Annotated in this window: 21 protein-coding genes; 15 read left to right on the top strand and 6 right to left on the bottom strand. The window is 56.0% G+C overall.

Going from position 1 to position 20,408, the window contains the following annotated elements; translation table 11 throughout:
• The first annotated feature begins 9 nt into the window (after positions 1-9).
• The 6 genes from RYZ18_RS09055 (at position 10) to RYZ18_RS09030 (ending at position 4,392) form a co-directional block, all read left to right on the top strand.
• A complete protein-coding gene (locus RYZ18_RS09055) occupies positions 10-1,014 on the top strand; it encodes an ABC transporter ATP-binding protein (protein WP_317656334.1) in 1,005 nt (334 codons plus the stop codon).
• A complete protein-coding gene (locus RYZ18_RS09050) occupies positions 1,011-1,784 on the top strand; it encodes an L-iditol 2-dehydrogenase (protein ID WP_317656333.1) in 774 nt (257 codons plus the stop codon). Before RYZ18_RS09055 ends, RYZ18_RS09050 begins: the two co-directional genes overlap by 4 nt.
• Positions 1,784-3,271: a mannitol dehydrogenase family protein gene (locus RYZ18_RS09045; protein WP_317656332.1), complete on the top strand. Its 1,488-nt coding sequence runs from the start codon at positions 1,784-1,786 to the stop codon at positions 3,269-3,271. Before RYZ18_RS09050 ends, RYZ18_RS09045 begins: the two co-directional genes overlap by 1 nt.
• A 70-nt stretch (positions 3,272-3,341) precedes the next feature.
• The gene (locus tag RYZ18_RS09040) at positions 3,342-3,755 is read left to right on the top strand and encodes a VOC family protein (protein WP_317656331.1); all 414 of its coding nucleotides are present in this window, start codon (positions 3,342-3,344) and stop codon (positions 3,753-3,755) included.
• The gene (locus tag RYZ18_RS09035; RefSeq protein ID WP_411567107.1) at positions 3,755-4,192 is read left to right on the top strand and encodes a YqaA family protein; all 438 of its coding nucleotides are present in this window, start codon (positions 3,755-3,757) and stop codon (positions 4,190-4,192) included. Before RYZ18_RS09040 ends, RYZ18_RS09035 begins: the two co-directional genes overlap by 1 nt.
• Before the next feature lie 71 nt (positions 4,193-4,263).
• Positions 4,264-4,392 (top strand): hypothetical protein, encoded by a 129-nt coding sequence (locus tag RYZ18_RS09030; RefSeq protein ID WP_317656328.1) that lies wholly within the window; start codon positions 4,264-4,266, stop codon positions 4,390-4,392.
• Positions 4,393-4,404: 12 nt separating this feature from the next.
• Here the strand turns inward: RYZ18_RS09030 and RYZ18_RS09025 are convergent, their stop codons facing one another.
• Both RYZ18_RS09025 and RYZ18_RS09020 read right to left on the bottom strand, forming a co-directional pair.
• The gene (locus RYZ18_RS09025; protein ID WP_317656326.1) at positions 4,405-6,201 is read right to left on the bottom strand and encodes a sensor histidine kinase; all 1,797 of its coding nucleotides are present in this window, start codon (positions 6,199-6,201) and stop codon (positions 4,405-4,407) included.
• A 68-nt stretch (positions 6,202-6,269) separates the two neighbouring features.
• The gene (locus tag RYZ18_RS09020; RefSeq protein WP_317656325.1) at positions 6,270-6,911 is read right to left on the bottom strand and encodes a response regulator transcription factor; all 642 of its coding nucleotides are present in this window, start codon (positions 6,909-6,911) and stop codon (positions 6,270-6,272) included.
• A 535-nt stretch (positions 6,912-7,446) separates the two neighbouring features.
• Between RYZ18_RS09020 and RYZ18_RS09015 the strand changes: the two genes are divergently transcribed.
• From RYZ18_RS09015 to mnmH, 7 genes are all read left to right on the top strand, one after another.
• Positions 7,447-7,800 carry a hypothetical protein gene (locus RYZ18_RS09015; protein WP_317656323.1) on the top strand — a complete coding sequence of 118 codons (354 nt, stop codon included), beginning with the start codon at positions 7,447-7,449 and terminating at the stop codon, positions 7,798-7,800.
• Between the two features lie 194 nt (positions 7,801-7,994).
• Positions 7,995-9,065 (top strand): TRAP transporter substrate-binding protein, encoded by a 1,071-nt coding sequence (locus tag RYZ18_RS09010; RefSeq protein WP_411567103.1) that lies wholly within the window; start codon positions 7,995-7,997, stop codon positions 9,063-9,065.
• A gap of 27 nt (positions 9,066-9,092) precedes the next feature.
• Positions 9,093-9,638 carry a TRAP transporter small permease gene (locus RYZ18_RS09005; RefSeq protein WP_317656322.1) on the top strand — a complete coding sequence of 182 codons (546 nt, stop codon included), beginning with the start codon at positions 9,093-9,095 and terminating at the stop codon, positions 9,636-9,638.
• Positions 9,631-11,124, top strand: coding sequence for a TRAP transporter large permease (locus tag RYZ18_RS09000; RefSeq protein ID WP_317656321.1), 1,494 nt, complete (start codon positions 9,631-9,633; stop codon positions 11,122-11,124). The genes RYZ18_RS09005 and RYZ18_RS09000 overlap by 8 nt, the downstream gene beginning before the upstream one ends.
• A gap of 71 nt (positions 11,125-11,195) precedes the next feature.
• Positions 11,196-12,080, top strand: coding sequence for an NAD(P)-dependent oxidoreductase (locus RYZ18_RS08995; protein ID WP_317656320.1), 885 nt, complete (start codon positions 11,196-11,198; stop codon positions 12,078-12,080).
• A 3-nt stretch (positions 12,081-12,083) separates the two neighbouring features.
• Entirely contained in the window at positions 12,084-13,370 is a 1,287-nt protein-coding gene (locus tag RYZ18_RS08990; protein ID WP_317656318.1) for a glycerate kinase, read from the top strand.
• Positions 13,367-14,410: a tRNA 2-selenouridine(34) synthase MnmH gene (gene mnmH, locus RYZ18_RS08985; protein WP_317656317.1), complete on the top strand. Its 1,044-nt coding sequence runs from the start codon at positions 13,367-13,369 to the stop codon at positions 14,408-14,410. The genes RYZ18_RS08990 and mnmH overlap by 4 nt, the downstream gene beginning before the upstream one ends.
• On the opposite strand, the gene RYZ18_RS08980 is transcribed toward mnmH, so the two are convergent.
• Positions 14,407-15,045 (bottom strand): GcrA family cell cycle regulator, encoded by a 639-nt coding sequence (locus RYZ18_RS08980; RefSeq protein ID WP_317656316.1) that lies wholly within the window; start codon positions 15,043-15,045, stop codon positions 14,407-14,409. The two genes, mnmH and RYZ18_RS08980, sit on opposite strands and share 4 nt — an antisense overlap.
• Positions 15,046-15,309: 264 nt before the next feature.
• Between RYZ18_RS08980 and RYZ18_RS08975 the strand changes: the two genes are divergently transcribed.
• On the top strand, positions 15,310-16,107 hold the full coding sequence (locus RYZ18_RS08975) for an ABC transporter permease (RefSeq protein ID WP_317656315.1): 798 nt from the start codon (positions 15,310-15,312) through the stop codon (positions 16,105-16,107).
• On the opposite strand, the gene argF is transcribed toward RYZ18_RS08975, so the two are convergent.
• From argF to metF, 3 genes are all read right to left on the bottom strand, one after another.
• Positions 16,104-17,030: an ornithine carbamoyltransferase gene (argF, locus tag RYZ18_RS08970; RefSeq protein WP_317656314.1), complete on the bottom strand. Its 927-nt coding sequence runs from the start codon at positions 17,028-17,030 to the stop codon at positions 16,104-16,106. The two genes, RYZ18_RS08975 and argF, sit on opposite strands and share 4 nt — an antisense overlap.
• Positions 17,031-17,056: 26 nt before the next feature.
• Positions 17,057-18,235, bottom strand: a complete 1,179-nt coding sequence (locus tag RYZ18_RS08965; protein WP_317656313.1) for an aspartate aminotransferase family protein — start codon at positions 18,233-18,235, stop codon at positions 17,057-17,059.
• A gap of 269 nt (positions 18,236-18,504) precedes the next feature.
• Positions 18,505-19,371: a methylenetetrahydrofolate reductase [NAD(P)H] gene (gene metF, locus RYZ18_RS08960; RefSeq protein ID WP_317656311.1), complete on the bottom strand. Its 867-nt coding sequence runs from the start codon at positions 19,369-19,371 to the stop codon at positions 18,505-18,507.
• Positions 19,372-19,466: 95 nt separating this feature from the next.
• On the opposite strand from metF, the gene RYZ18_RS08955 reads away from it, so the two are divergent.
• Positions 19,467-20,378: a LysR family transcriptional regulator gene (locus tag RYZ18_RS08955; RefSeq protein WP_317656309.1), complete on the top strand. Its 912-nt coding sequence runs from the start codon at positions 19,467-19,469 to the stop codon at positions 20,376-20,378.
• The last annotated feature ends 30 nt before the right edge of the window (positions 20,379-20,408 follow it).

Raw genomic sequence — 20,408 nt, 5'->3', positions numbered from 1 at the left:
GGAGCGGAAATGGGACAGATCACATTAAACAAAGTGTCCAAGAAATTCGGGGATGTCGAAGTTATTCCGCCGCTAGATTTGGACATTAATGATGGCGAGTTTGTCGTCTTTGTCGGCCCATCAGGCTGCGGGAAATCCACGCTTTTGCGTTTGATCGCAGGGCTTGAGGATGTCAGCGATGGCGCGGTGATGATTGACGGGGTGAATGCAACTGACATTGCCCCAGCCAAGCGTGGTCTGGCGATGGTGTTCCAGTCTTACGCACTTTATCCGCATATGTCGGTGCGCAAGAATATCGCGTTTCCGCTGCGTATGGCGGGGCTGAGCAAATCGGAACAAGACGCCCGTGTTGCGCAAGCGGCAGAGGTGTTGAACCTAACGGATTATCTCGACCGTAAGCCAGGGCAATTATCGGGTGGTCAGCGCCAGCGCGTGGCCATTGGCCGTGCCATCGTGCGCGAGCCTGCCGCATTCTTGTTTGACGAGCCTTTGTCAAACCTAGATGCGGCGCTGCGGGTTGGGATGCGCCTTGAGATCAGCGAATTGCACAAGCGCCTGAAGACCACGATGATCTATGTGACCCATGATCAGGTCGAAGCGATGACCATGGCCGATAAGATCGTGGTCTTGCGTGCAGGCGTTATCGAACAGGTGGGCAGCCCGTTGGAGCTGTATCAGCGCCCGTGCAACACCTTTGTCGCAGGCTTTATCGGATCACCCAAGATGAACCTGTTAGGCGGTGATCTGGCTACACCTTATGGCGCCCATACGATTGGCATCCGCCCCGAGCATTTGGAAATTTCCACAAGCAAAGGCACATGGTCAGGACAGGTTGGTGTGTCTGAACATTTGGGGTCTGACACGTTTTTGCACGTTCAAATCGAGGGCCATGCCGAACCGATCACCGTGCGGATCTCGGGTGAGATGGACGTAGATTACGGCGCGACTGTGCATTTGACGCCAAACCCCGATCACATCCACCGCTTTGATGCAAAGGGGCTCCGCCAGTCATGACACGGCTTCTTGGGAAAAAGGCGCTGATCACGGGGGCTGCGCGCGGCATCGGATACGCGTTTGCGCAGCGCTACATTGCAGAAGGCGCAGAGGTTGCGATTGGCGACATTAACATCACCCGCGCCGGCGAGGCGGCAGCGGCGCTTGGCCCCAAGGCGTGCGCGGTTGAAATGGATGTGACAGACCAAGCCAGTATCGAAGCAGCCGTGGATCAGGTTGAATCCAATCTTGGTGGCATTGATATCTTGATCAACAATGCAGCGCTTTTCACCGCTGCCCCCATTGTCGAAATCACGCGCGCCGATTTTGACAAGGTCTTTGCGATCAACGTGGCGGGCGTTCTGTTTACCATGCAGGCTGTCGCCAAGAAAATGATTGCCCGCGGGCAGGGGGGCAAGATTATCAATATGGCCAGCCAAGCAGGGCGGCGCGGTGAGGCCTTGGTGGGAGTCTACTGTGCTTCTAAGGCGGCTGTGATCAGTCTGACCCAATCCGCAGGGCTGAACCTCATTTCCCATGGGATCAATGTGAATGCGATCGCGCCTGGTGTGGTGGATGGCGAGCATTGGGACGGGGTGGATGCGTTTTTTGCAAAATATGAGGGCAAGCCCCTTGGCCAGAAAAAGCGCGAAGTCGGCGAAGCCGTGCCTTTCGGGCGCATGGGGCAAGCTGAAGATTTAACAGGCATGGCCGTGTTTCTGGCAAGCGCGGATGCCGATTACATCGTGGCCCAGACATATAATGTCGATGGCGGGAATTGGATGAGCTGATGCGAGACGTGCCGATGATTGCCCTTAGCCAAGATAACCTTTCAAGCCTGCCTTCAAAGATTGCGCGGCCCAGTTATGATCGAAGTGCGCTTTCGGCGGGAATTGTTCATATTGGTCTTGGGAATTTCCACCGCGCGCACCAATCGTGGTATTTGCATCGCCTGATGGAGCAGGGTCTGGCGCATGATTGGGCGATTATCGGTGCAGGCGTGCGCCCTTACGATGACGTGCAGCGTCAAAAAATGCTGGCACAAGATTGCCTGACGACATTGATCAAGCTTGATCCCGAAGGTGTCTCTGCCGAAGTGGTCGGGTCGATGATTGATTACATCCCTGTGGTTGAGGGTAACGGCCCGCTGATCGCGCGCATGGCTGAGGCGGATATTCGGATTGTCGCCCTAACTGTGACCGAAGGTGGCTATTATATCGACCCTGTTACGCTCGGGTTTGATGCGGCGCATCCTGATATTGTGCATGATGTGGCCTATCCTGACCAGCCGCGCACGGCCTTTGGCGCGATTGTTGCGGCCTTGCGTCTGCGCCGTGCCAAGGGGCAGGGGCCAATCACGTTGCAATCTTGCGATAACCTACAGGGCAATGGCGCGGTTCTGCGTCAGACGATTGTGTCGCTTGCGCGTCTGATGGATGCTGATTTGGCCGATTGGATCAACACCGCCTGCAGCTTTCCCAATTCGATGGTGGATTGCATCGTCCCTGCGACAGGGCCGAATGAATTGGCCTTGGTCGAGGAGTTTGGACTGCATGATCAAGTGCCCGTCACCCACGAGGCCTTTCGCCAATGGGTGATCGAAGATGATTTTTGTGCGGGCCGCCCCGATTGGGATTTGGCCGGTGCGACCTTCTCGGATCACGTTCACGCGTTCGAGGCGATGAAAATTCGCATTCTAAACGGCGGACATCAGGTGTTGGCCAATGCAGGTGAGGTTCTGTCACTTGCCACAATCTCTGCTGCGATGGGGGATGCGGATGTTGCGCCCTTTTTTGCAAAAGTGGTGCGCGAGGAAATCGCGCCCCATGTGCAGCCCGTGCCAGATATGACCCCCGCCGATTATGTGACGCTGATTGAACGGCGCTTTGGAAATGAGATGATTGTCGACACAACGCGCCGCGTGGCGTTTGATGGCTCGTCCCGTCATCCAGGTTTTGTGCTGCCTTCGTTGCGCGATGGTTTGGAAAAGGGCAGCTCAATTTCAGGGCTCGCTTTGGTCGAGGCCGCATGGGCGCGCATGTGTGCCGCTACCCGCGAAGATGGAACAGTGATTGAAGCGAATGACCCTAATTGGTCTGATTTGCATCAGACGGCGCTTGTCGCAAAATCTGATCCAATGGCATGGCTTTCTATGTCGCGGATCTATGGTGATCTGGCCGATGATCCGCGCTTTGCGACAGCCTTTTGCGATTGGTTGACTTTGATTTGGTCGCAAGGGTTGCGCGCTGCTTTGCGCGCCTATGTGGCGGCGGATTAAGCCCTTGGCATTTGCAGGGTCTTTGCGCCTATAGTCGGGGCACAGATCTTCGACAACAAAGGCCCGCAGCATGAAGCTAGAATTTCACCATATCAATTTCGTCTCCGAAGATGTGGATCGGTTGCACGCGTTCTACACGGGTGTTTTGGGGTTGGACGACATCCCAATCCAATCTTTCCCGCGCCCTGAGGCAACATCGCAAAGCGGGTATGATGGTAAAATTCGTTTTGCCACGGATGGGCAGATGCAGATGCATCTTGCCACAAAGGATTTGTCTGTCGCCTTTCGCAATGGCGAGGTGATCAACCCTGTCGAACGCGGTCATATTGCCTTTCGCACAGATGACATTGCAGCCTTTATGGCCCTGCTTGACCAACATAACATTCCTTATTCCGATTACGGCACTGCCTTTGCGAAAGAATGGCATCAGGTCTTTTTCCATGATCCCGAGGGCAATGTGATCGAGGTGCACCAAGCTGTATGATGGGGGGTCTGTGGCTTCTCTTTGGGGCGGCCTTCCTTGCGGCAAGCCTAATCCCTGCGCAATCTGAGGCGGTCTTGGTTGGGCTAATCCTGGGCCAGACCTATCCCGTCTGGCTGTTGGTCTTGGTCGCTGGGATTGGCAATGTTCTGGGCTCTTGTGTTAATTGGGGCTTGGGGCGCGTGGCTGAGACACAAGCCGATAAACGCTGGTTTCCGATATCCCGCGCGAATTTGGCCCGTGCGCAAGACCGCTATCAGCGTTGGGGTTGGATCAGCCTTTTGGCCTCATGGGTGCCAATTATCGGTGATCCGATTACGCTTGCCGCAGGGGTGATGCGCGAGCCTCTTTGGCGGTTTGTATTGGTTGTCAGCATCGCCAAATTTGGTCGATATATCGTTTTGGCGACCACTGTTTTGGGTGCTGTGCATTTCTTTTGAGATGGGGGGTTTCCAGCGGGCATTCTCTCTCTATCTCCCCCCTTACACAGATCAAAGCCGAGGAAAAAATAATGAGTGATTGTGGATGCGGACGTTCGCCAACGGGTAAATGTGTGGGTTGGCATAATCTGACCGAAGAAGAATATCTCGAAAAGAAAGCCGCTTGGGAAAAGCGTCAGGCCGAAAAAGACGCCAAGTGATCCGCGCGGCACTCAAACGGTTTGGGGGTTGAGAAAGAGACTGATCTGCGTGCCGCTTTGGCCGCTCTTGATCTCAAGACCAATTCCCAAATCTGCCGCGCGCCGCCGCATTCCCATTAGGCCATAGCCTTGTCGGGGCTCTGCCGTGACATCGAAGCCGCGGCCATTATCACTGACCCGCACCAGATCCTGTTGGGTATAGATGCGGATTGAACTGGCATTCGCGTGTTTGATCGTATTGGTGATTGCCTCCTGCACGATACGCGCAACGGCCAGATTATGAGATGGGCCTTGATGTGGAATTTGAGGTTCCTCTTCAACCTGCCAATCAAAGCTGAGATTGTGGTCATTCATCAAAGGCTCGAGCCTTTCGCGCATCATGCCTAAAAGTGTGGCCAAGGAATGACTGTTTTCCAACCCGTCCAACATTAACCCAAGATCGCGGAGAGCCTCGGAGAGGGAGGCGCGGATCACATCATCGCCGCGCCCATGATTGTCGATATAGGCGATGGTATTGGCCAAAATCCCCCCAACCCCATCGTGCAAATCCAGCAAAATTCGCGAACGTTCTTTGTCAATCGCACTTTTCTCGCGTTCGCGTGCCAAGGTTTCATAGCTTAACGCCAATTCGGCTTGGATTTCCTCAGCCAAACGCTCCAATTCGCCAGCGCGAGCTTTGCTGGTTTTCATTGCGGTGATGAGCTGTGAGATAAAGAGGTAAATCGCCACCGAAGCCAAAAAGACAGGCGCAAGATGGAACAGGGACAGGGGCGTAAGGGCGGTGGGGCTGAGGGTGAGGACAATTTCAAACATCCCTGCCGCAAGCGGAACGCAGAAGCAAAAGAAGAACAACACAAAGGTGCCTTGTCCCATATTCCTTCGATGCACCCAAAAGGTCGTCAAAACCACTGTTCCAAAAAATATGTTGGTCGAGTTTAACGCAGCCCCATATAGCAGCGCATAGCCTTCGGGCATGATCGTTGCGGCGTAGAGGAAAGAGAGCCCAATGAGCAGCGTGAAACTGGCCTCAATCATGGGCAGCTTAACCCCGAAAAAGCGCGTTACAAATTTTAGCAGGAACAACACATAAAGCGCAGGCATGGTTGTCCAGATCACCGTCCAGAGGGGATAAGGCAACAAGGCAACGGGCGTGGTGAAATGGGTCAGGAACACAATCGCACAAAGCGCTGATGCGGCAAGCCAGAGATGGATTTCTTCATCGGGCAGGGCGCGGCGCACAATCAAATGGCCAAAAAACAAAAGCACCGACATCGCTTGTGCAAATACGGCCAAGTCGATGGCAACACGGTCGCGCAGGATTTTGCGGGCTGTCAGTATTTCACTTGGACCAAGGAAAACGGGCCAAAGCTGCAGACCTTCTTGCCCGAACCCTTGCACCCGAAGATCAAGCACTATGGTGTTTTCTGGTGCCGTAGCTTCGTTGATATCAACGAGAATGGAGCGGTTCCATTGCCGTGTTTCCAAAGGCTCAAGCGTTTGGATGATCGTGCCGTTCGCTGTGATTTCGAGGCTGCGTTTTACCCGTGGTAAAAATATCGCCAAAGGGCGCTGTAGCCCGTCAAGCTCTGCCGTGATCCGAAACCTTAGGTCATGAATATCTGCGCTGCCACGGGCGGGTATGTTATAGGGCAGGGTGACGGGGGTGCCCGTATCACAGGCTGCTGCGGTGGGCGGCATCGGGCACAGCACCGCTTCGGTGATCATAAGCGTGCCTTCGATGGGCTGCACATTGCCAAAACGCCCGAAAATCATGACCAACAAGACGAGGCCTGTCAGAAATATGGCCATGCCCCCGTTCAACAGATAGGCTTTAAGCGAAACGGGATCGGCCGCACCCCTGTGCGCCGTGCTGTTGGTCAAAGTAGCCCCATCCGTGTTGCGGTTGCCACGGCTTGCAAGTTCGAGGCGACCCCTAATTTGCGATAGATGGAGTTGATGTGATTGCCGACTGTCCCCTCGCTGATGGATAGCTTTTGGGCGATCTCGCGCCTTTTATAGCCCCGAGAAACAGCATTTAGGATTTCCATCTCACGCTCACTGAGGGGGCATTTCCCCATTTCAATTTCGGCGGTGTGATATTCGCGGGTCACAATTCCCAAAAGGTGGCGGGCAATCGATGGGCTGATGGGGCTGCCACCCTTAAGGATCGCGTGAATATCTGCCCCTACTTGGTCAATGGGGCCGCCTTTTAGAATATAGCCTTTTGCGCCAGCGCGGATTGCTTCAACCACGCGGGCCTCATCCCCGAAGATAGAAATCACCAGCGTATCAATGGGCCAATCCGCTTGCGCGGCGGCGCGGATTGCCTCGATGCCCGAACCATCTGGCAGGCCAAGATCAACCAAAACCACCCTTGGTTTTTTGTCGTAAATCAAATCAAGGCCATCGCTGAGATGCGTGGCGGTTCCCACAACGCAGAGACCCTCTGTTTCATTCACTGCGGTTTGCAGCCGTGAAAGAATTTCGAGCTTATCTTCAAGGATGATGACTGAATGCATCTTCGCCCCCGCCGAGCCTTTGGGCGTTCAGTGCCCCGTTTCATGCCCTTATTTTGGCACTTCTCGACTGCATGAGTATATATGATTCTATATATTTTTTAGATTCGAATCCAATGTTACCTGAGCTCTTGGAAAGACGCATAGGTTTAGGGGAAAATTAGGGGGCTGAGATATGTTTGACCCAAGTGGGCGCACCTATCGCCGTGCATCGTGGCATAATGCGCTGTCTTCATTTGGAAAGGCCGTTCTGGCATTGGTCATATTGGCCACTTTGAGCATGGGCGTGATTTAAGCGCGCAATCAAATACATCGAACGAAAAAGACGGGGCGCGTGACGGCGTATGGGGTGGGAAAGTCGCCCCATACGCCGTTTTCGTTTTGATGGTAAAAGCGGAAATTAGGCAAATCAAAAAAATTATCATTTTGATCTTTTATGATAGGTAGTAATTTTATAGGCTCGGCTTAAGCAGCGCTGCCCATTTAGGAGTTTGGGACGGCGTTTTGGTTTCGTATGTTAGTTGGTGAGGGTAGTTTGATGTCAAAGCAGATGGCGCTGGTCGATCTTAATCTATTGGCCGAAACAAGCCGATTTCCAGTTTTGAAAGGTTTTATGCGTTCGCCAGCGCATTGGGAATTGCTGTGCAATATCTATGTCCTAGATGGCGATGAAACCTATGGCATCAACGACTATATCGACATGTGCAAAACGGGCAGTGTGACCCGATTGACGCTGTCCAATTTCCTACGCGCGCAAATTTCGAATGGCGCTTTGGAGGTGCAATTTGGCGCCAAGAAAAGCCGCAAAACCCTGACCTTGTCCAACAGCCTGAAGGCAGAGGTCGAGAACTACTTTGCGCTTCGCACTCGCTTGATGAAAGAGCAAGGCTAAGCCAAAACGCGCCCTGAACTGCGCCGCAAGTCGCCTTTGGCAGGCGCAGTGTCGCAGCATTGAGGGCGCAGATTGGTGAAATAGGTGTTTCACATGCCCCATGGCAGGGTTTATCAGCGTGATAGCAAACGCAATTGGCCGCGCCTATCTTGCGGATATGAACCTTGGGCTATCATTTTGGGGGATGGTTGGTGATGACCTCTTTTTCAGGACTTTCAAATAAACTCACTGGGCTGACACGGCGCAGCTTGATAGCGGCGGCCGTTGGCTTTGCCGCGCTTCCCTCGATGTCTCTGGCGCAAGAAGTGACGTTACGACTTCACCAATTCTTGCCCGCACAATCCGTTGTGCCTGCGCAGATTTTGGATGTCTGGGCCGATACTGTCGAAGCGGCCTCTGGCGGTCGGATTGAGATTGAACGCTATCCATCGATGCAGCTTGGCGGCACGCCGCCTGAATTGATTGACCAACTCCGCGATGGTGTGGCGGATATTGTTTGGACTGTGGTGGGCTATACGCCGGGCCGCTTCCCAACCACTGAGGTTTTTGAGCTGCCCTTCATGGTCGAAGATGCAGCAGCGGCCTCATACGCCTATTGGACGATGTTCGAGCGGCACATGGCGCAAGGCGAATTTGCAGATTATCATGTTTTGGGGACTTGGGTTCATGGCCCAGGCGTGTTCCATGCCAATGCGCCCATTTCAGTGCCCAGTGACCTTGAGGGGATGAAAATCCGTGGTGGCTCGCGACTTGTGAACCAATTGCTAGAGCAATTGGGGGCTGAGCCAGTTGGTATGCCTGCCCCCGCTGTTCCCGAGGCACTCTCGCGGGGCGTGATTGATGGTGCGACCTTCCCGTGGGAGGTTACATCCTCTGTGCGCGTGGCTGAGTTGATCTCTTATCACACCGAATTCGAAGGGCCTGCTGTCTACAACCTGACCTTCGTTATGGCGATGAATAAGGATGTTTACGCGGGGCTGCCCGATGATCTGAAGGCGGTCATTGACGCAAATTCAGGGCTAGAGTTCTCGGTTTTTGCAGGACGCACACAGCAAGCCGCCGATGCGCCTGCACGCGATATTGCTGTTGATTTGGGAAATGAGATCATCACGATCCCAGAGGCGGATGCAGCCCAATGGCGCGATCTTGCCGCGCCCGTATACGAGGCATGGGTGGCCGATATGGCGTCGCAGGGGCGTGATGGCGCGGCTCTGATTGACGAGGCGCGCGCCTTGATGGCCGAATATGAGGCCGCAAACCCCTAAGCCCAAGTGGAAGGGGATATGCGCCCCATGTTGGACAGGTTCACTCATCGCGTGGCGATTGGAATGGCCCTCGCGGGGGGCATTGTTTTGTGCGCTGTGATTGTGATGGTGGGCCTGTCCGTTTTAGGGCGCGCCTCTAGCGACCTTGCTCATGGTCTGCGCGATAGCCTGCCTTTCGCACAAGCGCTGATTGATCTGGGCCTTGGGGCTATTCGTGGTGATTTTGAATTGGTCGAAGCGGCCCTAGGGTTTGTCATTTTCGCCTTCATGCCCCTTGCGTCTTTGCAGCGCGCGCATGCACGGGTTGACCTCTTGACCCCCTATCTGCCCCGTAGCGTGAAGAGGGGAAGCGATCATTTGAGCGCATGGGGATTTGCCACGGCATTTGCGGTCATGGCGGCTATGTTGTCGGTGGGAACATGGTCAAAATATCAATCAGGTCAGACCTCGTTCATCCTCGCCATTCCCGTATGGATGCCGCAAGCGGCGGCTGTCATTGCGGCTTGGGTGGCGGCCATAGTCGCGCTCTATGTGGCGATGCGCCAATTTGGGCAAGGGTCGCAAGATGAGTGATCTTTGGATCGGCATCCTGTCTTTTCCGACCTTGCTTGCGCTGATTTTTCTGCGCATTCCGATTGGGTTGGCGATGTTTGGGGTTGGCTTTTTGGGCCTGTGCGCCGTGCAGGGTGACGCCAGTTTGGCCTTAGGGCGGCTGCGCAGTGAAAGCTACACGACATTCGCAAATTATGCGCTCTTCATCATCCCGATGTTTCTATTGATGGGCCATTTCGCCACTTTGGGTGGAATGAGCCGTGCGCTTTTTGATGCGGCGGCCTCTTTCTTAGGGCATCGGCGGGGCGGGGTGGCGATGGCTGCGATTGGGGCCTGTGCGGGCTTCGGGGCCATTTGTGGCTCCTCTCTGGCCACAGCGGCCACGATGGGGCGGGTCGCCTTGCCCGAACTGCGCGCCAAGGGCTATTCGGGGGGGCTTGCCACCGCCACATTGGCGGCAGGGGGCACCTTGGGCATTTTGATCCCCCCCTCCATCGTTTTGGTGATCTATGCGATCCTTACGGAACAAAATATCGCTAAGCTTTTTGCCGCCGCGCTCATCCCTGGGGTTTTGGCGGCCCTGGGGTATATGGCGGCCATTGCGATTTATATGCGCCGCCACCCTCAGGAAGGCAGGCTGAGCCCGCGTGCCCCTTGGGCGATGCGCGCGCGGGCTTTGCGCGCAACTTGGCCTGTGTTGGCGGTGTTTTTGGTGGTGGTGGGCGGTATTTATGGGGGCATCTTCACCCCCACGGAGGGCGCTGCAATCGGTGCGCTTGGGGCGGGTGGTGTGGCTTGGGCGCAGGGCGGGTTGACGCGCGAAACCCTCGCGCAAAGCCTGCTGCAAACGGCCAGTTCGACCGCGATGATATTTTTTATCATTCTAGGCGCTGCCTATTTCAATGGATTTCTTGCCCTCACCCAAGTGCCGCAAGGCTTGGCCGAATGGGTTGGGGGGCTGGGATGGAACCCCTATGTGATCCTCTTGCTGATCTTGTGTCTTTACCTGCTGTTCGGCTGTGTCATGGACAGCTTGTCGATGATCCTTCTTACGATACCGATTTTTTTCCCTGTCATCTTATCCCTTGATTTTGGCTTGTTGGATTTCACCTCGCTACAGCTCGAGGCTGTGGCCGAGGTTCTGCGCGGTGATCTTTCTTGCTTTGCAGCGGATCAATTGGCCGAGGCGCGGGCCGCTCTTGAGGCAGGCCTCCCCCTTGCGCAAGATACGGCGCGGGCATTGGGGATCACTTTGACCGAGGCGCGTGTCGCGCGGATGGAGGCCGAATTGGTGGCTATTTGGTTCGGCATCCTTGTGCTGATTGTGGTGGAAACAGGGTTGATTACGCCACCCGTTGGGATGAACCTCTTTGTGATTTCCGCAATGGATCGCGACACGCCTGTCTCGGCCACGTATAGGGCGGTTCTTTATTTTGTCACCAGTGATCTCTTGCGCGTGGCCTTATTGGTGGCCTTTCCTGCGATCACGTTGATCTGGCTGATCTAAAGCTTGCTCGTGCCGCGCTGCGGGCTAGGATAGCAGAAATCTGAAAAACTTCGGCAGGGAGAGAGACGGCAATGGCAAAACTTGCATTTTTGGGCTTGGGCGTGATGGGCTATCCGATGGCGGGTCATCTGCAAAAAGCGGGTCACGAGGTGACAGTCTATAACCGCACCACAGCCAAGGCAGAGAAATGGGCGGCAGAGTATGGGGGCGGCTTCGCCACCACCCCGCGCGCTGCCGCCGAGGGCGCAGATGTGGTTTTGTCTTGCGTGGGCAATGACGATGATTTGCGCGCCGTTGTGCTAGGGGATGAGGGCGCTTTGGCGGGTATGGCCAAGGGCGCGCTTTACGTGGATCACACGACAGTTTCCGCGATTGTCACGCGTGAGCTTGGCGCAACCGCCGCCGCATCTGGCGTGGGTTGGGTTGATGCCCCCGTCTCAGGGGGGCAGGCAGGCGCAGAAAATGGACAGCTTGCCATCATGTGCGGTGGCGCGGAAGCCGATTTCGTCCGTGCAGAGAGCATCGTTGCCGCCTATTCCAAGGCGACAGTCCATTTCGGGGAATTGGGCAATGGCCAAATCACCAAAATGATCAATCAAGTCTGCATCGCAGGCGCTATTCAAGCCGTTTCTGAAGGGCTGTTTTTCGCTATGCAGGCAGGTCTTGATGCGAAAAAGGTGGCAGCCCTTGTGTCGCAAGGGGCGGGTGGGTCATGGCAATTGGCCAACCGCGCCGAGACAATGGTGGACAATAAGTTCAATCACGGATTTGCGGTGGATTGGATGCGCAAAGACCTCGCCATTGCCTTGGGGCAGGCCAAGGAATTGGGCATTTCACTGCCTGTGACTGCCATAGTGGATCAATATTACGGCGATGTGCAGGCTTTGGGGGGCGGACGTTGGGATACGTCTAGCCTGATCCAACGCTTCCGCAAATTGCATGATATGGATATCTAACGCATGGAACAGTCGGCGGCCCCCACAGATCTTGAGGGGTTTTTGCGGGATATCTTTGACGCGGCGATTGCCGCCGTTGATCCGCGCGCAATCCTTGCCCCTTATTTGCCTCAACGCCCAAAGGGACGCGTGGTGGTTATGGGGGCGGGTAAGGCCACAGCGCGTATGGCGCAGGCGGTTGAGGCCGCATGGGGGCCATGCGAGGGGCTTATTGCCGTGCCCCATGGCGCAAGCCTGCCTTTGCAGGGTATTGAGGTGGTGGAAACCGCCCACCCCGTGCCTGACGCGGCCAGTGAAGCCACGGCCGTGCGTCTGCTTGAACTGGCGCAAGGCCTAGGCGCCGATGATCTTGCGCTGTTTCTCATCTCTGGTGGGGGATCGGCGCTGTTGGCCGCCCCCGCCCAAGGGGTTAGTCTCGCTGATAAGCAGGCGGTGCATCGCGCGCTTTTGCGCTCGGGCGCGTCCATTTCGCAAATGAATATTTTGCGAAAGCAACTCTCTGCGATCAAAGGCGGGCATCTGGCTGTGGCGGCCCATCCCGCGCAGGTGGTGACCCTCTTGATCTCGGATGTGCCAGGCGATGACCCCGCGATTATTGCATCAGGGCCGACTGTCCCTGACCCATCAACCATAGATGAGGCGCGCGCCATCGTGGGGCGCTACGCCCTTGATCTGCCGCCAAGCGTATCGGCGCGCCTTGCGTCAGGACAGGGCACGCCGTCCGCGGATCACCCTGTATTCGGGGCCGCACAGACCAATATGATCGCAACGCCCATGGCAGCGTTACGCGCCGCGCAGGCCCGTGCGAAGGCGCTTTGGCCTGATCTGAGCGTGGTGATCTTGGGTGACGCTTTGGAGGGGGAAGCGCGCGATTTGGGGCAAGCCATGGCAGGGATCACGCAATCCATCTTGCGTCACGGCGCACCATTTTCGGCGCCTGTGTTGCTCTTGTCGGGTGGGGAAACCACTGTCACCATTGGGCAGACCAAGCCCGGGCGAGGTGGCCGCAATTCCGAGTTTCTTTTGTCTTTTGCCACCCATGCGCCTAAAGGGGTTTATGCTTTGGCATGTGATACGGATGGGATAGATGGGGCAGGCACCAATGCAGGCGCGATCTGGTCGCCGCGCGTGGCCCGCCTAGGCGCAGATCTCGACAAACGCGCCTTTCTTGCTGCCCATGATGCATTGCAGTTTTTTGAGATGGCAGATGGTGTTGTCACCACTGGCCCAACCCATACCAACGTGAATGATTTTCGGGCCATCCTGATCCCTGCGGATGCCGCGCTATGATTGCCCTTGATGGTCTGAATTTTACGGCCCTTTCCGAATTTGACGCGATTTTGGATGTGCGCAGCCCATCTGAATTTGCAGAAGATCATATGCCCAATGCCATCAGTTGCCCCGTGCTGTCTGATGAGGAGCGCGCGCGGGTTGGCACAGTTTACAAACAAGACAGCCCCTTTGCCGCGCGCAAGATCGGGGCGGCCTTGGTTGCGCGGAACGCGGCGCATCACATTGAAACCCAACTGTCCCATCATGACGGCGCATGGCGGCCCTTGGTTTACTGTTGGCGCGGCGGGCAGAGATCCAATTCTTTCGCAACCATATTGCGCCAAATCGGATGGCGGGCAGAAGTGGTTGAGGGGGGCTATCGCGCCTATCGCAGATTGGTCGTGGCACGGCTTTACGAACAGCCTTTGGGGCTGCGGATCATTCGCCTTGATGGCAATACGGGCAGCGCCAAGACGGAAATTTTGAACCGCCTTGAGGCGCGCGGGGTGCAGGTTCTGGATCTTGAAGGCATGGCGCGCCATCGCGGTTCGAGCTTGGGTCAAATGGCAGGGGCGCAGCCGAGCCAAAAAGCCTATGAATCTGCGATTGCCGCAAAACTGAGTCGCTTTGACCCGTCACGACCTGTTTTGGTTGAGGCAGAATCCGCGCGTATTGGCACGTTGCGCATACCGCCCATGCTGTGGGTCGCGATGCGCGACAGCCCGCGTATCATGCTCGATATCAGCCCTGCTGCCCGCGCCACCTATCTGGCCAAAGCCTATGCAGATTTAACCGCAGATCAGGCGGAATTTGCCGCGCGACTTGAGCATTTGCGCGGGCTGCAAAGCAACGAACGCCTTGATCAGTGGCAAGATATGATCCGCCAAGGGGCGTGGCCCGATTTGGCGCTTGAGTTGATCAAGCATCATTATGACCCTGCCTATGCGCGCTTGCGCAGCACAGAGGCAGAGGCGTCGCAGATGATGCGCATCACAAAAGACAGCTTAGGCCCTGCAGAGATAGCCCAAATCGTGGATGAGATCGAAGCCGCGCTTTAACGGCGGCGGTCGCGTCTGGTGCTCATGGGTTGGAAGGCAACGCCAACATGGGCCTCGCAATAGGGTTTCCCCTGTTGCACAGGCAGGCCGCAGAAATAAAAATTCTCTGTGGCGGGGTCGCCAATGGGCCATTTGCAGGTGCGCTCGGTCAATTCCATCAGGCTGATCCGCTTGGCGTGGTTTTCCACTTCTTTCACCTTCGCCAAAGCCTCGGGGCTGATTTCATTTGCCGAAGGCTGCGGCGGCAATGGTTGACCTGCGGGGACAATCGGCTTGCGCAAAGGCGTGACATTATTCGCGCGTGGCACAGGGGCTGCGGCAGGGGCTTCTGTCGCGGGCTTGGCTTCTGCTGCGGGGCGCGGCTTGGGGCTTGGTTTCGTCTCTGCGGCTGTGTCGCGCTTTGCATTGGCGCGCGCTGTTGCGGCATTTGGCTCGGCGGGGGCCTTTGTCTCTTTGGGGGCTTTGGCCGTGCTTGCAGGGGTGGTGGTCGAGCGGTTCGACAAACCCAAGCGATGCACTTTGCCGATGACGGCATTGCGCGTCACCCCGCCCAACTCTTTAGCGATTTGGCTTGCGGATTGCCCTTCGGCCCACATTTTCTTGAGTAGCTCTACGCGCTCATCGGTCCAGGACATCACGTCCCTCCTGCATCAGATATGGCTTTGTGGCCCTTGCGGCCCATCCTTACACAGCGCAATCGCGCCAGTCATAAAGATAGGGATATGGGCGTTTTACACCCGAAAGTGAAGCCCTATTCTAACTGTCCCACTCGCCAAGACAAGAGGCGAAGCGGTGGCGAAAGGTCAAGGTGGGGGCTGACCTTGTCAAAGCATGGGGGGTTGAGATGCGACAGGGGCTGCTCTACCTGTTGGGCATTGATAAAGGGCGGAGAGCAGGCAATGTCAGCAGAGATGGGCGCGCGCCGATTTGGTCGGATGAATTGGTTGGGTCTTTATACCTTGATCTGGCGCGAGGTGATGCGCTTTGCCACGGTCTGGAGCCAAACAATTCTCGCGCCATTGGTCACGGCCGCCTTATTCATTGCGATTTTCTCACTCGCCATTGGTGCAAAGCGCGGGGATGTGATGGGGGTGCCGTTTGTGCATTTCATTGCGCCGGGGATATTGATGATGACAGTCATCCAGAACGCCTTTGCCAACACGTCCTCCTCCCTCGTCATTTCAAAGGTGCAGGGCAATATCGTTGATACATTGATGCCACCTCTTAGCCCGCTAGAATTGGTTGTGGGCTATATGGCGGGCGGCATCGCGCGTGGGATTTTGGTGGCGCTTTGCACGATGGCGGTGATTTTCCCCTTCATCGGGCTTGGGGTTGCGCATCCCCTTTGGGCGCTTGTCTTTGTGATCCTTGGCGCGGGGTTTTTGGGGCTTGTGGGCGTTGTCGCGGGGATCATCGCGCAGAAATTCGACCAGATTGCCGCGATCACAAATTTCATTGTGACCCCGCTGAGCTTTCTTTCAGGCACATTCTATTCGATCGAAGGCCTGCCTAATTGGCTTTATGTGGTGAGCCACGTTAACCCAGTTTTCTACCTGATTGATGGTTTGCGCTATTCAGTCTTGGGGGTGTCGGACAGCAGCCCCGTTTTGGGACTCGCTGTCGCAGGTGGCGCCACGGTTGCCATTGCCTTTGTGGCTTGGGCGATGTTTCGTTCAGGCTATCGCCTCAAAAGTTAAAGACCAAGACACCACCGCATCACGGCTTTTTGAGCGTGCAGGCGGTTTTCGGCCTCGTCAAAGATCACGGATTGTGGGCCATCCATCACCTCATTGGTGACTTCTTCGCCGCGATGCGCGGGCAGGCAATGCATGAATAACGCATCTTCCTTGGCCTGTGCCATCAGCGCGGCATTGATCTGATAGGGGCGCAATTGGTTGTGGCGGCGTTCCTTGGTGGTTTGGCTGTCATGCATCGACACCCATGTATCTGTCACCACCAAATCCGCCCCTTCCACAGCACGAGCAGGATCGCGCACAATTTCGATTTTCGAGCCTTTGGCGCGGGCTTCTTCGATGAAGACGCGCTCAGGATCAAGGGTTTCGGGGCCCGTGAAGGTCAGGTCAAACCCAAACTGCCCCGCGGCATGGATCATTGAGGCGCAGACATTGTTCCCGTCTCCCGACCAGACCACTTTTTTGCCTGCAATCGGCCCGCGATGTTCCTCATAGGTCAGGATGTCGGCCATGATCTGGCAGGGGTGGGTGCGATTGGTCAGCCCGTTGATGACAGGCACGGTGGCATTCTCTGCCAATTCCAACAGCACATCTTCCTCGAAGGTGCGGATCATGATCAGATCAACATAGCGAGACAACACCCGCGCCGTATCTGCAATGGTTTCGCCATGGCCAAGCTGCATTTCGCTGCCAGAAAGCACCATGGATTGACCGCCCATCTGGCGCACGCCCACATCGAACGAGACGCGGGTGCGGGTCGAGGGCTTTTCAAAGATCAGCGCCACCATATGCCCCGCAAGCGGCTGCGTGTCATCGGCTGCCCCTTTAGGCCTGCCTGCCCGTGCTTGTTTCATCGCGGCCGCCTGATCAATCATGGCCCGTAAATCGCTTGGCGTTGTTTTATGGATATCGAGAAAATGGTTCATTGTTTTTTTTCCATTCGCGGCAGCGATCACGCGCCTGCGTCAAGGGTTTCAAGCGCATGTGACAGGCGAGACACAGCCTCTTGCGCTTCGTTTTCGGTCAAGGTGAGGGGGGGCAGCAGGCGCACCACATTATCTGCGGCAGGCACGCTGAGCATCAATTGCGTTTGCGCGGCGCGCACAAGGTCAAGGTTGCTGATTTTGCACTTCAGACCGAGCATCAGACCTTTGCCGCGCACCTCCTCGAGATGGTTGGGGAATTGTGCGATCAAACCCTCCAAGCCCTGACGCAACACACCGCTGACCCGCGAGACATGATCAAAAAACCCATCCTCTAGCATGGCCTCCATAACGGCGGTGCCAACCGCACAGGCCAAAGGATTGCCGCCATAGGTTGACCCATGGCTGCCTGCAACCATGCCGCTGCCCGCGTCTTCGGTGGCCAGAACTGCACCCAGTGGAAAGCCGCCGCCAATGCCCTTGGCGACCATCATGATATCAGGGGTCACGCCTGCCCATTCATGGGCGAACAGCCGCCCCGTGCGGCCCATGCCACATTGCACCTCATCAAAGATCAGCAGCGTGCCTGTCTTGTCGCACAGATCACGCAGACCTTTTAGGCATTGCTCAGGCACCCGACGAATTCCGCCTTCGCCTTGGATTGGCTCAATGATGACGGCGCAGGTTTGATCTGTGATAGCCCCTTCAAGCGCGGCGTGGTCGCCCCATTTCAAATGCGTGAAATTTGGCATTAACGGGCCAAAGCCCTTGATCATCTTCTCAGACCCTGCCGCCGCAATTGCACCCGTTGAACGGCCGTGAAACGCGCCCTCAAAGGCGACAATCTCGACACGATGCGCCGCGCCTTTTTCAGCATGATATTTGCGCGCCATCTTGATCGCCAACTCGGCGCTCTCGGTGCCTGAATTGGTGAAAAAGACCCGATCTGCGAATGTATGTTCGGTCAATAGATCACCAAGGCGCTCCTGTTCAGGGATCGTGTAGAGATTGGAGACGTGCCACAGTTTTTGTGCTTGATCGTTGAGCGCCTGCACCAGTTTGGGATGGGCATGACCGAGCGCGTTGACCGCAATGCCCGCCGTCATGTCCAAAAATCGGCGACCATCTGCCTCGACCAGCCAAGCGCCTTCACCCTTCACGAAGGAAAGCGGGGTGCGGTTATAGGTTGGAAGAATCGAGGAAGTCATCGCTCGGAAATCCTTGTGGTTGACCGCGTCATCAGCGGTTTTGTGAAAGTCGAGATTGAACAGAGGAAAAAGCTGCTGCGCAAGGGCAGCGGGACAAAAAATGCACCAAATCCCACACCAGAAGCGGCGGGGAGGGCCAAGGCCTTAGCGTCGGCGGCGCTTTTGCGCGATAGGATGCGGTTTTGTTATCATAGGCTGCGGCATAAAGTGTTTTCTGCCAACAGGCCAGAGAAAAAACGGCGCCCATCTCAGGGCGCCGTTTTTATGCTTTATGCAACTTGTGCCAAGGCTTGTTTCGGTGTCACGCCAAGGGCAGCGCAAATATCGCGCGTCAATTCAGGCGTGTTGAGAGTGTAAAAATGCAAATCCTCAACGCCGCCTTCGATCAAATCGCTGCAAAGTTCGGTGCACAGGGCGGTCGACAGCAGCGTTTCGCGGTCATCGCGGATGGCCTTTTCATAGGCCTCATCCACCCAAGCGGGAATATGCGCACCGCAGGCCGATGCAAATCGGCGCACGCGTGTCCAATTGTTGACGGGCAGAATTCCAGGAATAATGGGTGCATTGATCCCCGCATCCGCACAAGCATCGCGGAAGCGGAAAAACGTATCAGCTTCAAAGAAAAACTGTGTGATTGCGGAATTCGCACCTGCATCAACCTTGCGCTTCAGGAACTCGACACAGGCATCTAGGTTTTCTGCCTCTGGATGCGGGTCAGGATAGGCGCCCACACGTAGGTGAAATTTGCCCGTTTTGGCCAAGGCCTCAACCAATTCGACCGAACTTGCAAATCCCTCAGGATGGGGGGTGAATTTGCCTGCACCTTTCGGTGGGTCGCCGCGCAATGCCACGATCTCGGTCACGCCCGCCTCAGCATAGCTGTCCGCAATGGCCAAAGTTTCTTCGCGGGTCGCGTTCACGCAAGTCAGATGCGCTGCAACCGCAACGGCATAATTAGCGTGAATTGTTTTCACGGCATCATGGGTCAAGTCCCGCGTTGTGCCGCCTGCGCCATAGGTCACGGAGACAAACTCGGGCGAGAGCGGGGCCAACTTGCCCAATGTGTCCCACAGGCGGAAGGAGGCCTCAATCGACTGAGGTGGAAAGAACTCGAATGAAATGCGCGGTGTGGACATGGTGATTCTGAAATCCTTGAATTGCTTTAGATCTTGTCGCATAGAGATGTTCAGTGAAGCAAATTCATAAAATTCATCATCAACATGAGGTTGATATGCATATCGAGTTTCGTCACCTGCGCACGATCAAAGCGATCCATGAATGCGGTGGCCTCGCCAAAGCGGCGGATCAGTTGCACATCACGCAAAGTGCTTTGAGCCACCAGATCAAGGGGCTGGAGGATCAAGCGGGGTTGGAACTATTTGTGCGCCGCTCCAAACCCATGCGGCTTTCTGCGGCGGGGATGAAGCTGCTGCGTTTGGCTGAAGAGGTTTTGCCACGCATCGAGGCCTTAGAAGATGAGTTTTCAGGCCTTCGGTCTGGCAAAGCGGGGCGGTTGCATATCGCCATTGAATGCCACGCCTGTTTTGACTGGCTTTTGCCCGTGCTTGAGGCCTTCCGCACCGCATGGCCAGAGGTTGATGTCGATATTCGCCCCGGTTTGCAATTCGAGGCCCTGCCTGCCCTTCTGCGCGAGGAGGTGGATTTGGTTGTCTCCTCTGATCCAGAAGATTTGGATGGGGTCGATTTTACCCCGCTCTTTGATTACGAGCCCGTTTTCATCTGCTCTAAGGATCATCCGCTTGCACAAAAGGATTTCATCAGCGCCGAGGATTTCGCGCAGGAAACCTTGATCACATACCCCGTAGATCGCGCGCGGCTGGATGTATTTACCGAAGTTTTGATGCCCGCAGGGATCGAGCCAAAAGCAATTCGGCGGGTCGAGCTATCTGCCGTGATCGTGCTTTTGGTGGCCTCTATGCGCGGGGTGGCAGTTTTGCCCGATTGGGTTGTGCGGGGGCAGGCGTTGCAAAACGCCTCTATTGTCTCGAAACGCCTGACGCAAAACGGGGTGACCAAACGTCTCTATGGGGCTACGCGTGCCGAAGATACGGCCAAGCCCTTCATGGCCAATGTGCTGCGCCTTGCGCGCACTGAGCCACCAAAATTACAGCGCCGTGGTTAAGGCGCGCGCAGATTTTGAAGAAATCGCGCC

The organism is Roseovarius sp. 10 (assembly GCF_033100315.1).
GTDB lineage: Bacteria > Pseudomonadota > Alphaproteobacteria > Rhodobacterales > Rhodobacteraceae > M30B80.
This window is presented reverse-complemented; position numbering and strand designations above follow the sequence as displayed.